We start from the raw sequence: 12,303 nt of genomic DNA on the forward strand, positions 1-12,303 counted from the left end.
ACGACGGCGAACCACGCCTGAGACAGCTCGAAGATCATTTACGGGACAGCCCTTAGACACCTCTCTCAACGGCACGGGGACCCTGTCCGTTGCTTATGGTCCCGCCGTCACCCGTCCGGGGGCCACTCTGAAAACCCTCACTGATTCCCTGTCCGTGTACTGAGGTGCGGTTCTCGGTCACGAGTCCTCAAGCCGTTTACTCAACGTCCAACATGCGCAGGAGCTGAGAACACAAGGTCATGGACGTAGGGACCGTGCGGGACAACTCCTCCAAGTCCCCTCGCAGGTCGGCCAACGCCCAGGTGTGGTGATGGATGGTCGTAAGCGCGGTCAATAGCAACTTGCGGGACTGACGGGCAGCTCCCAACGCAGCAAAGTAGACCGTCAGATTTCCCGCCAACATCCCCGCCACAGTGCCGGACCCAGCCAGACCGCTCAGCCGTTCGGTCTCCTTCCTGATCGCTCCGCCCAGATGCAGTTTGCTGTGCCGGACTGAGCCCGTCATGTGCAGCGAGAGGGCGTACTGGTATCGAAACCACGGGAAGTCGGGCGCCTGTGCGTACGCGGCCCTGGCAGGGTGGAGAGACTCTTGCGCTCGGCCCAACTCGCGCAGGGCTGCAGCGAGGGCCACTAGGACATCGCCGCTTGGCTCCGGATAGGGGAAATTCGTCGTGGCGTCTTCCAGCACGGAGAGAGCCTCAGCAAAGTGGCCCATGCGGAGTAGGGCCTGTCCCTGTCGGCGTCTGGGGGCGGGGTACATCGGTGCCAGGTCCGACGCACGGCTGAAGTCCGCGAGCGCCTCTTCCGTGCGCCACAGGTCAAGGAGCAGCATGCCCCGGCGCATCACGGGGTACGGGTCGTCCGGGGCGAGCAGGACGGCGGCGGTCATGTCGGAGACCCCTAGGTCCTCTCGGTCCAACTGCCGGAGCAAGTCCGCGCGCCGGAGGTGCATTTCCATCAGGTCTCGCGCCGGGAGTCCGGACACAGTCAGGGTCCGGGTGGTGACCTCGAGGGCCCGCTCGAGGGCGTTCAGGTCGGTGAGCGCGCCGATGACGAAGAGGGCGGGTTCGGCCAGGGCCACCCTCTGGGGCTGCCCGCCGTCGGCTGCGGCCGTCAGGTAGTGGCCCGCTGTCTCCAACAGGAGAGCCACGGCCGCCGAAGGCGTGACGGCAACCGCGCACTTGGCGTGCTGGAGCAAGGCCACACCTCGGAGCCGGTCCGCCGCATCGTCGTCGCCTGCGCGCAGCGCCCGCGCGGCCTCCTCGAAGTACGCTGCCGCCTCCTCCTTCCTGCCCAGTCGGCTGAGACAGGTTCCCATCTCGATCAAGGCTTCGGCGTATGCAAGAAGCCCCGCCTCGCCGGGGGTACGCGCGCGGACGTCACGAGCTCGGGACGCCGCTTGACGCAGGGTGGCGTCCAGGGTCGGGCCGACACCCAGCTGATGCGCGGTGGCTGCCAGTCCTGCGACCAGCTGGGTTTCGTACGTGTGGGGATCGGCCATGGTGAGGAAGCGCAGAATCTCGGTACGCTGCCACAGGGCCTGGCGCAGCCCTGCCACGTTCGCGCGGGCCGCAGCTGCCCTGCTGTCCTTCTCCTGTTGTTCCAGGGCCCATCGCATCGCACGCTCGAAGCCGGGTGTGAGCAGCGGAGGTGTTTCGGCGGGGGCCGCTTCGGTGCCGGTCATCGGGCGGAGTCCGACCGCCGTCAGTCCGTGCCGCAGGTCGTCCGCGTCACAGACCGGATGCTTCAGCGCCGCCGCCCGCGCCCGGGCGACCGTGAGCGCGTGCTTACTCAGAGGCGTGAGTGGCAGGGGCGTGAGCGGCAGGGGCGCCCTGGGGGACGAAACGCGTGCCGTGTCCAGGGCGGCCACGAGGTGCTCGGGGCCGATGTACGGGTACCCGTCGGCTGCGGCGGCCGCCGCAGCCGTATCCAGCGCATCCATCACGGCGGTGTCCCCGTACGGGACTCGGCCGACACCGTGTTCCGCCTCGGTGCTGGTGCCAGTGCCTGTACTGGATGCGGCCTTCTCAACGGCCCATGACAGGTCGTCGAGATCGACTCCAGGGTGCCCGAGGTCGTGCGCCCGGGACACCGCCATGCGCAGTACACGCTGGCCACTGTTGGTTACCTGCACCAGCTGTCCGGCTGTCATGGCCGCCGGGTGGGCGGTGACGTCCTGGGCGGTGACGTCCTGGGCGGTGACGGCGGCCGAGATTTCGGATAGCCCCAGCAACCCCGCGGGGCCTGAGGACTGTGCCACGCGAGCCGCGTCGATGAGCACGGCCCTGGCGCAGGCGGTGAACGGAAGCGGGTCGGGCAGCCCTCCGGGCCAGTGATCGGGGCCGATGGCCGCCACGTCCTCCACGTACAGCCAGTGGCAGACCCTGACCTGGATCTCTCGTGGATCCACACCGAGGGTGGCGAGCAGCGACGTGGGGGTTCCGGTCTCCTGCCGTAGCAGGGCGGCGAGGAGATGGAGCGGACGAGGCTTTTCCTGACCGCGCCGCTCGGCCTCTTCCACTGCCCTCATCAGGACTTCGAGGGCCGGCCCAGCGAGCGTCGCGCCGACTGTGCTCTGAGGGTTCCGGGCCAGTACGGCGGACGTCGCCCGCCGGACCGCCGTGCGGCCGACGCCGAACGGCTCCAGTAGCGAAGCACAGAGCGGGTCGCCAAGCACTGCCAGCAGCAGATGCTCGGTGCCGACGTGGCCGTGTCCCAATAGGTGGGCTTCAGCGACCGCTGTCAGAAGGGTCCAGGAGCGCCCGCCGATGAGGGCCTCGGCCCTGGGCAGCCAACTCGGTGCCCCGAGCCTGCCCTGCGAGGAGGGGCTGGGGGGAGATGCTTCGGGTCGGCGCGGACCGGGCAGTTGCGGGTCGGTGTACGGGCCCGGGCTGGTAGATCGCGTGAAGGGTTTCGGCAAAACGGTGATCGATGGAGCCGCCTGCGCCCACGGCGCGGACTCGGCCAGCACCGCCCCGATTCTCGCCGCCGTGGACACCGGCGTCACTGGTGGTGACATCGAGGACCCGGCCAGTACTGCCCCGATTCTCGCCGCCGTGGTCGCGGGAGTCACAGCAGGGGCCGAGGGCGTCACCACAGGGGGCACGGGTTTCACAGCCATGGTCGCCGTGGACAAGGGATCTGTCACCGGCGCCGGCACCGGTTTCCGTGCCGGGTCACCCAGCAGCGTCGCCAGCGTGTCCGTGGTCCTGGTGACCCTGGCGTGCATCGCGCCGAACACGCGCGGGGACGCGGCGTTCAGCCGTGTGAATAGGGCTTCCGCTTCGTGTACCGACGTCGGCAGCCGAGCCCGGTCACCGGTCCGCGTCCACCAGGTCAGGTCGTCCGCGGTGCCCGGCTCCGCGTGCAGCGCGGCCCAACCGGCCTGCGCCGCCCGGTCGGCGAAGACGAACGACCGGCTTTCCATCAGGTGCCGGACTGCTGTCCTTGCGTCGCCGGAGCCGTCGGGGTCCAGCGACACCTGGTAAGCGGTAAGTCTCGCGGTGAGCAGCGGGTCTTCGAACGACGGGGCGAGGGCCACCCAGTGCTCGTACTCGTCGCGAAGTGGGCCGGCGACCTTCTCCCCGTTCGCGATCTGGCTCAGCATCTGCCCGCAGACCGTTGCCAGCCACAGCCGTACGGCGCCCCTCCATCGCGGTCCGATCCGGAAACGCCATCGCTCCAGAGCCGAGTCGTCGCCCCCGATCCGCTCGTAGACGCCGCTGCTCGTCCCGCCCTGGCAGTACGCCTTCACGGCTTCCGCAGGTTGCCCGGACGCCAATAGACGCCCTCCGATGACCATGTGCAGGGCCATCAGGACGCGTCTGTCGCCGGAACTCAGTTTCTGCTCCGACAGCAGGCCCGCACCGATGTCCAGCTCCTGGTCGAGGGTTGCGCTCGGTCTGGTGTCGTGGAAGTGGACCCCAACCGCCGTGGTCCGCACCAGTTCGTCGGTGGGGCCGTCTGTGTGCGGGACGCTCTGCGCCCGCCGCAGCGCGACAGACGCTCCCTTCCAGTCACCCAGTTCCCCCAAGGCCTGCGCCCGCAGGGCGCCCGCACGGGCCGCCACGACGGCGAGGTGGCCCTCAGGCGCTGACTCCAGACCGTGGAGGGCGCCGGCCGCCAGTTCCTCGGCGATCTGCGGGCATCCGCACCGTACGGCCGCCTCCGCCGCGCGGATCAGCAGGACTCGTACACACGGATCCGTGTACGGGGCGGGGTGGTCCGCAAGGATGCGCAGGTAGCGGTCGAGCGCGGAGGCCGCCCGACCCTCGCGCATGTCGGTATCGGCCCTGCGCACCGATTCGGTCCGACCGTGGTCGCACTTCAGACGGGGGGTCAGCCGCAGCATGCGTATCGGCGGTGTCCCGAAGCGCGAGGTCAGTCCGAATACCGGCACCTCGTAGAGCAGTCGGTAGAACGCGGCAGCGACCGCGAGCCAGAGCGGAGCTCCCAGAAACCAGGCGGCCCCGGCCGCCGGCACACCGAGGAGGAACTGCCACGGCCGTGCGAGCGCGGCGACCGCGAGGCAAGCCGTGACATACCAGGGCTCTCCGTACCACAGGCCGAACCAGCAGAGTCCGGCCGCCATCGGGCCCCAGCGGGCAAGCAGCCATACGTGGCGCACCTCAGCCTCCCAGTCCTGTGTAGGCGAATGCCTGCCAGACGAAGGGCCTGCCGCCCCCTCCTCCGCGCCACCGTTTCAGGTGGGCGAGTTGCATCTCGCGCAGGGCGTCCGGCGGGGTGGTACCCGCACAGAGCCGCCGGGTCAGGAGCCGTGCGGCGGCCTCCAACTGGTCCGAGGGGTGCAGGACCGGGTAGACCGTGCAGATGACGTGATCCGCGCCAGCGAGCAAGAGCGCGGAGCCGAGGCCCAGCCACTCACTCACCGGAGTGTGGACCCGGTCCGCCCCGGTCCCCGAAGGGGACAACTCCAGCCCGAGGCTCGCGCAGCCGACGGCCAGGACCTTGCGGGGAACGGGACAGCTCACACCGGCCTCGTTCGCGGTCCCGGAACCCGCGTCCGGGCTGCCCAACATGTCGGCCATCGACAACATCGCTGTACCGCCCGGCTCGGTGCCGTCTCCGGGCGTCGGGGCGACCCGCAGTCCGCTCAGATAGGGATTGCCCGGCACGACGCCGACATGGCCGAGGAGGTACAGCAGCCCGTCACGCTCGTCCAGGGCGTCGAGTTGCCGCAGCGCCTGGGTGAGCTCTTCCTTGGTGACAGGTCCGCGCAGGACCCGTCTGGCGGGCCCGGGGGGACGCAGGACAAGTTTCTCCTTCGCCGCGGACCGCACACCGGCCTCGGCCTGCTCGGGCCCCGAGGCTTCGTTGACCGCCCCGGTCGTATCGCTTTCGGCCGCGTCCGGTCGGAGCACGGCCAGCTTCAGTTCGCCCGAGGCCCCGAGCCGGCCAGCGGGCCGCGCCAGACACTGGCCGATCACAGCCCACGCGGGTACGTGGATCACCCGAGCCACGTCGACGACGCGTACGTCGCGCTCGGCGGTCAAGGGCAGTGCCGCCACCGGGACATGGCTCAGTGCGGCCGGGAGCGCCACAACGACGGAGGCTGTGGTCCCGGTGTGGGAGGCCAAGCCCTCCGCCAGGGGTTCCGGCAGAAAGGCCGCGGACACCCGACGCAACAGGGCCAGTTCGCGCCCGTCGCTCGCCGGTGCGGACAGCGCGCCGTTCGTGACCCTCCTCCGCAGTGCTTCCGGCGCCTCATCGGCTTGCGGCAGCGGCAGGGCATCGCGCAGCTCCGTGTCGGCGAGCGCGGCCTCGGTGCCCGGACCCAGGGGCCGCCAGCCGTGCGACCACTCTCCGGACGGTGTGCGCACAGTCCAGTAGTAGCGGTCCTGGACGGTCACCGCGCTCCAGTACCAGCAGCGGCCCGCGACGGCCACGAGCGCCCGGTCCAGGTCAAAATCTGCTTTCTCCGCGTCGGCTCCGCGAGCCCCGCCCCCGCTCACGGCCCCAGCGGGCAGCCGCCGCGAGCCGGCCACGGTGATCGAAGGGGGTCTGCGCACAGGACTCAGCCCGATCTCCGCCAGCGCCGCCCGTCCGGGGCGGCCGGCGTTGTCGCCACGGTCGGCGTCGGACCGGCTGTTGCTCCCTGTCTCCGCCTTGCCGCTCTTGTCGCTTCCTCCAGTTCCCCTCAGTTGTGCGGCGCTCACCGCCTCCCACAGAGCCCTGTGTCGGGCCAGCTCCGTATCGTCCATGCGCCGGGGCAGTACTTCTCCCCTGGCCGTCTCGACGATCTCCGCGACCACCGCGCTCGTCCCACTGCCTTGCCGCGAGGACAGCCTCAGGGCCGTGCCGTACGCACTTAGCTGCATGTGTTCCCAGAGCTTGCGTCCCTGTGCCGTACCCACCTGGTAGCGGGTCTCGTGCACCGCGAGCAGTGCTTGCACCGCCTGAGCGAGCGCCGCCCGTTCATGTCCGTCCCGTTCGTCCGCGAGGGCGAGTACCTGCCTCGCGGCAGCGGCGGCGAGCGGTCTGGTACGGGCGTCGACCTGGGCCAGCGCGGCCAGCGCGTCACGCCGACCAGCGTCGCGTGTCTCCTCCCGGTCCACCAGGACCGTTGCCGACAGCAGCCGGACACGGGCCGCCTCGTCAGGTGTCACGAGGAAGTCCGAGCGTGCGTCGTCGAGGTGGGCGCCCCGCAGGGAGTAGCGGGCGCCCTCCTCGTTCCCGGCGCGCAGTAGCAGCTGGGCGAGCCACAATTCGGTCGTGAGCGTCAGCCACTGGTCCGCAGAGCGCAGCGCGGTGCGCCGCATCGTATGGACGTCACGCAGTGCTTTGTGAAGCGGTTTCTCACCCATCCCGCGGTCCAACTCCTCGATGAGGAGCCGTCTGCGGTGGGTACGGCCCCTGCGCCCCGACAGCAGCCGTGCGGCGTCGGCGCTCACGGTCGCCGCTCGATCACCCTCCCCGTTGGCGGCGAGCACCCTCGACAACTCCGCCAGACACCAGCCGCGCAGCGGGTCCGGCGCGCTCCGCGCCGCCTCGGCGGCCTCCCTCGCGGTGAGCAGCGCGCCTGCCCGGTCCTCCGCGTGCAGTTGCCGCAGGGCACGGACCATGAGCAGAACCGGTTCGCAGACTGCGGGCACCGGCCGCTTCCGTATGGCGGCGACGAACGAGGCGGCCGAGTCGGCCCGGCCGTGGGAGGCGAGGTCCACCGCTGTCACGAAGGACGACCACTGGCGGTGGACCCTGAGCCTCATCCGGGTACGCACCGGAACGAAGGCGAAGGCGGGCCCACGCACCCACCACGGGTTGCCCATCATCTGCCACAGGTCCCAAGAGCCGAGTACGAGGAACGCCGCGTACACCGCCAGCGCGTCCAGCCACCACAGGCCGGGGCTCGCGATCAGGGCGGCCACGGCAGGCCCTGCGGCCCACCGGAAGTTCCGGATCGTGAGGAGGTTGACGGCCGCGAAAATCATGACGGCGGCGAACAACTGTCTTTGCCCGGTGCCTTCCAGGCCCAACGTGATTGCCGCCGCGGTCAGCCCAACGGGCAGCCGGAGCAAGGTCGGATGGAGCATGTTCGTGCGCGCGTCCAGCGCCAGGCCGTCGACCAGCCAGAGGCCGAGGCGGCGCCGGTTGGTCTTGTGCCGGCGCCATGCGCGGTGGTCCCGAATGATCGCGGGGATCACGGCCAGCGTCGCGCCGAGGCCGCCCAGCGCCTCGGAAGAGGCCACTCGTTTGGTCACCAGCAGGCTGATCGGTGCGACAAGCTTCTCCGCCCCGAGATCCTCTGGGCCGCCGCGTCGCGCGAGCCAGTCGGTCGCCGCCCTTTCGCTCCCGAACTCGGGTGCCATACGAGCGTTCCGCCGCTCCTCGCCCGGCTGCCGACTCATCGGTTCACCATCTCTGTGTCGCCCAGGACGCGCTCGAACTGCGCGCGCCAGAACCGTCCCGCCAACCCGCTGAGACTCAGCCCCGGCTCGGTCAGGTCCACCCGTTTCATCAGCAGCTGGCTGTGGGTTTGCAGAAGGTCCAGGAGCACGGCGCAGCAGACGGCGTAGCGCAGTGGTCCCGGGACGAGGAGCACCGGTATCCCCTTCACGATCAGCCAATACGGAGGGGGCAGTTGGTTCGCCGGCCACCAGACGAGGAATGGGAAGAACAGCAGCCACCACGGACCAGGGCCGAAGCCCTGCACGATCAGCGCGAAGATCGTGGCCAAGCGCGCGATCTCGGCCGGCGGCTGGAGCAGCGCGATCCATCGGAGTTGTCGTACACCGCGAGGAGTGTTCAGCCGTTTCATGAACTCGGGCATGACGTGGTCGCTCGCTCGCGTCAGCTTCCGTGGCAGGAACTTGGGCGTCCGTCGCTTGAGTTCTTCGATCGCGGGCGGTCTCTCCACCGTGAACAGATCACTCTGCGTCGGCCGGGCCGGTGCGAAGGGAGTGTCCTCGTCGGAGTCGGAGGTCCGGTACCGGTGGCGGGCGGCCGCACGGAGGACGACATCGGCCGTCAGGCCCGACTCCCTGAGTTCCGCGGCCTCAGGACAGTCCTCGACGAGGGCCGCCAGCAGATGCAGGCTTGTCACACGGGTGTCGCCGGTCAGACCTGCCCAGGTGACAAGGGTGGCCAGCAGAGCGCGGGTGGCGATGTCGGGCATGGGCGGGTCCGGAAGCGGACCCGTCGGTGCGGGTAACGCCCGTGGTGGTAAGGCGTCGTACGAGAAGCCCACCGTCTCCAAGGCATCACGCAGCACGGACGGGGCAGGTCCGGCTGCGGCCTCACCAACCGCCCGCAGAAGGTGACCGCCGAGTACCTCGGCCGACCGCTCCTTTGCCGCCAGGGCCCGGGCACGGAACAGCAACCGCGCGAGAGTGTCGCTCGCCGCGCAGCCTCCCCACTGGTCATCAAGCACGACGGTCACCGGCTACTCCTGGCTTGGTGAGGCGACAGAGGGAGCGGAAGTGGTGGGGGGGTGGAGGCGGCCGGAGGGCCCGCGGCCGCCGGCTCGGACAGGTCTGCGGCGCGCGGTACGTAACTCACCGTCAGAAAGGTCAGGCGCCGGGCGCTGACCGCCGCCGCGTTGACCTCCGGCAGCACAACCGTCACGTCGTCACCGGGCGGTCGGTAGGAAATGTCACCCCGCAAGGTGAGTTCGCGGTCACCGTGCTCGGAGGGCACCCGGCTGTAGCTATGCAAGAGTCCCGCCAGATAGCTTCCGTCGTCGAGGACGCAGCCGACGTAGACGTCTGCGTCACGGTGTTCCCTGAACAACAGCCACCACGCGGAGTGCTGAGGCTCGAGCCGCCTGGTCCGCGCGTGCAGTCGGCTCTGCACGAGCGCGGGAAGCAAGCTCTGCCACTGGCCCGCGCCCGCCCCGTATCCGATCACGCAGGCAAGAGCGAGCGCGGCGGCGGACCAGAGCGAGATCGCTGTGAAGTGGTCCGTGATGTACGTGCGCGGGCTTCGGTAGAGCGCGCGGAACGCGGGGGTGTACCAGAACCCGAGACTCGAACCCGCTTTGAGCAGGGACAGCGCCACCGCATCGACGATCACGCTGGCGAACAGGATGGACACCAGCTCCATAAATGAAGTGTGCACCCTCTTCGGTACGTGCCGGTCGAACGCCTGGTGGTAGACGTATCCGGGAAGCGCGAGCACGACGAGCATGACGAAGCCGACGACGTTCGTGGGCACGGGCGCTCCTCACGGCGAACGATCCGAACACATATGAAGTCGCTCTTAACCGACCTGCCGGTCATTAGTATGCGGGCAATGATTTCTAGCACTCCTGAGGGAGATACAGGTGCCGGATCACGAAGCCGAGTTCGATTCAGTTCCGCAAGAGGACGCCGACATGCACACCGATACAGATACGGAGGTGGACGCTGACCTTGATGATTGGGACGGGCCACTTGGAGACCCGCTCGGCGATCCGATACCGGCGGTCAAGCCTCCACGCGCCTCAGGCCCTCCGCCTCCCCCTCCTCCCCCGAAGCCACGGTAGAGCAGACCACCGTAGGCGGACACGAGATCGTCTGACGAGACAGCTACTGAACTTGATTGGGTGATGTCGGGCTATCGGCCTGGCAGTTGAGCGTCAGGTCCGGTAGACCTAGCTGGGGGCGATACGTCTGCGACCTCGTCGACAAGAAGCTACTGACCGGTCCGATGGTCACGATCCAGTCGGAGCACGACATCGCTCTGGCGTGGTCCTTCGGGATGGCGGCCAACGTTGCCCGGCGGTCCGAGTTCGGCGGCGTGGACGCCCGCGCCGCCGAGGCGGCCGACAGCAGACAGATCCGCTACGCGATCACGGTCGGCGTCCGCTACAACGCCGAGTGCAGCCGCGTGATCGTGAAGAAGGGACTGTCCCTCCAGGCCGCCTACTCCAACCTGAGCCGTGCCGAGCTGGCCGGCCTGGTGTGGGAGGCGGCATTGCCCGCACCCTCCATGGGCTGATCGCGGGTTTTACGTTGATCGCGAGCCCGTCCCGGATCGGACCGAACGGCCCGCGGCGCCCTACTCCCGAATGGCCCAACGACGACTGCCACCTGCCGCATTGGCCTCAGTCTCGCCGCTCCTCCCTCAGCCACAGCTCGGGCGGGGGTGTAGTCGGTACGCACGGGTTGGACCAGCTGATCGCTCCGTACGCCGTCGTCGACGCTGTGGCGTTAACCTCGCGCTTTCATGGGTGCACTCGCCCATGCCTTGATCAAATAAGCGGAGAGTGCTCCTGACCTGCAACGATGGGACTTGTCTAGGGTCCTGTCAGCTGCGAGGAAAGAAGCACTCTCCAGGTGAGCAAGCGTATCGGGTTGTACCCGCGTGTCCGAGTCGAGGGCGGCGGCAGAGGGACGGTCTCGCAGGCCGGGGCCGTGCTGCTGGCCGAGACGGTCCGCAAAGTGGGCCTGGACGGTGCGATATCGGCGGCGCTGGCGCCGTGGCGCAAGCCACGGGCAGTGCACGATCCGGGCAAAATCCTGCTGGATGTCGCGCTCGGAGTCGCTCTGGGCGGGGACTGCCTCGCCGATGTCGCCATGCTGCGGGCCGAGCCCGGCGTTTTCGGCCCCGTGGCGTCCGACCCCCACGGTCTCCCGGCTCATCGACGCCCTGGCCGCATCCGGACCGAAGGCGCTCACAGCGATCCGGTCGGCGCGGGCCGAAGTGCGGTCGCGGGTCTGGGATTTGGCCGGGGCGAACGGTCCGGCCGTAGACGGGCAGGTGATCGTGGAGGCCCTGTCAGGAGCCGGTAGAGGGCAGGGTGAAGCGCGCAGTGACGGCGGTGGTGACGATGTCGTAAAAGCGTCCCCCTTCAGGGCCGTAGGGATTTTCGAGTTCGTGGACGCGGATGCGGGCCGGGTCCTTGGCACAGGTGACGAACAAGATGGTGTACTGCTCACCGTCCTCCAGGTTCTGGGCTCGGCGGATCTCAGAGGAGCCGAGGATGAAGGAGGGGTCGTCGCCGCTGGTGGCTTTGGCCTCGAAGTAATGGTGCCCCTGCGGGGTCTCGATGAGGAAGTCGTATCCGAGGATGTCGCTGCCGATGCCGTCGCCGTACTCCTCCGCGCGGGTACTGGAACGCCAGGACTGCCGGGGCGGCACGCCGTAGTGGTGTTCGATTCACTTGCCTGCGGCGATCTCACCCAGGTATCCGATGGTGGCGGTTTCCTCAAGGTCGGGGCCAGTGACGCTCACCCCTCCGCCGGTGTAGGACTTGGCCAGGCGGGGGTGGGATGCGACGGGCGTGCGGCGGCGCGCGGGCAGCGCCGTGGTGCGGGTGGCAAGGCGGGCGGGGGTCAGGGCCTTGGCGATGGCTGCGCCCAGCGTTCGCCGGTCGGGAGGTGTTGTCGGGGCGGTCCCGGTACTCGGGCTGGTCGTCGCCGCTGGTGGTGGTGTTCCTGGGACGGCCGGAGTGCGGGGGCCCGGCACCGGAACTGGCCCGGGTGGGGTTGCAGTGCCGGAGACCGGCGCCGGGCCTGGCGCGGTGCCGGGTGTGGACGTGGGGGCAGGGACGGCCGGAATCCAGGTGGTGGGCATACCGGCGGGCCAGTGGCCGTGTGATTGCAGCCACGTGGTGAGGGAGGCCGTGTTCAGAACGGTGAAGTCGGTGGTGCCGTCCGCGTGCATGCCCTCCACCACTGCCTGCATCAGGGGCAGTTGGTGAGGGGCCGCATAGGTGCCAGTGCTGTGCTGCCACTGGCTGATTCGCTGCTGCAGACGTCGCAGCGCATCGGGGAGGAAGGCGAGGTTGGTTTCGCGGAGTTCGGCGAGCGGTCTAGGCCCGGACTTCGCGGGTCACCGTTTCAGGTTTGTGGCCAGTGGGTCTGT

General features: G+C 69.3%; 7 protein-coding genes and 1 pseudogene. 2 read left to right on the plus strand and 6 right to left on the minus strand.

Going from position 1 to position 12,303, the window contains the following annotated elements:
• Positions 1–196: 196 nt before the first annotated feature.
• Genes RB628_RS36990 through RB628_RS37005 form a run of 4 tightly spaced genes read right to left on the minus strand, consistent with a single transcriptional unit; the run spans position 197 to position 9,669 of the window.
• Positions 197–4,627, minus strand: coding sequence for a Clp protease N-terminal domain-containing protein (locus tag RB628_RS36990; RefSeq protein ID WP_318325030.1), 4,431 nt, complete (start codon positions 4,625–4,627; stop codon positions 197–199).
• A gap of 1 nt (position 4,628) precedes the next feature.
• Positions 4,629–7,865, minus strand: coding sequence for a CHAT domain-containing protein (locus RB628_RS36995; protein ID WP_318325031.1), 3,237 nt, complete (start codon positions 7,863–7,865; stop codon positions 4,629–4,631).
• The gene (locus RB628_RS37000) at positions 7,862–8,896 is read right to left on the minus strand and encodes a hypothetical protein (protein WP_318325032.1); all 1,035 of its coding nucleotides are present in this window, start codon (positions 8,894–8,896) and stop codon (positions 7,862–7,864) included. The genes RB628_RS36995 and RB628_RS37000 overlap by 4 nt, the downstream gene beginning before the upstream one ends.
• Complete coding sequence (locus RB628_RS37005; protein ID WP_318325033.1) at positions 8,893–9,669, minus strand: DUF6338 family protein; 777 nt, start codon at positions 9,667–9,669, stop codon at positions 8,893–8,895. Before RB628_RS37005 ends, RB628_RS37000 begins: the two co-directional genes overlap by 4 nt.
• Positions 9,670–10,143: 474 nt before the next feature.
• On the opposite strand from RB628_RS37005, the gene RB628_RS37010 reads away from it, so the two are divergent.
• Positions 10,144–10,434: a hypothetical protein gene (locus RB628_RS37010; RefSeq protein ID WP_318325034.1), complete on the plus strand. Its 291-nt coding sequence runs from the start codon at positions 10,144–10,146 to the stop codon at positions 10,432–10,434.
• A gap of 338 nt (positions 10,435–10,772) precedes the next feature.
• Positions 10,773–11,190 (plus strand): annotated as a pseudogene (locus tag RB628_RS37015) (transposase); the annotation flags it as partial.
• 24 nt (positions 11,191–11,214) lie between these two features.
• Here RB628_RS37015 and RB628_RS37020 read toward each other — a convergent pair.
• Together RB628_RS37020 and RB628_RS37025 are read right to left on the minus strand one after the other, a co-directional pair.
• Positions 11,215–11,577 (minus strand): protein NO VEIN domain-containing protein, encoded by a 363-nt coding sequence (locus tag RB628_RS37020; RefSeq protein WP_318325035.1) that lies wholly within the window; start codon positions 11,575–11,577, stop codon positions 11,215–11,217.
• A gap of 18 nt (positions 11,578–11,595) precedes the next feature.
• A complete protein-coding gene (locus RB628_RS37025; protein WP_318325036.1) occupies positions 11,596–12,123 on the minus strand; it encodes a hypothetical protein in 528 nt (175 codons plus the stop codon).
• Between the last annotated feature and the right edge of the window lie 180 nt (positions 12,124–12,303).

This window comes from Streptomyces sp. ADMS (genome assembly GCF_033441795.1).
Taxonomy (GTDB): Bacteria; Actinomycetota; Actinomycetes; order Streptomycetales; family Streptomycetaceae; genus Streptomyces.

Excerpts from the sequence above, each read along its gene's own strand:
- RB628_RS36995 (WP_318325031.1), bottom strand. The coding sequence starts at position 7,865 with ATGAGTCGGCAGCCGGGCGAGGAGCGGCGGAACGCTCGTATGGCACCC.
- RB628_RS37010 (WP_318325034.1), top strand. The coding sequence starts at position 10,144 with ATGGTCACGATCCAGTCGGAGCACGACATCGCTCTGGCGTGGTCCTTC.
- RB628_RS37025 (WP_318325036.1), bottom strand. The coding sequence starts at position 12,123 with ATGCAGGCAGTGGTGGAGGGCATGCACGCGGACGGCACCACCGACTTC.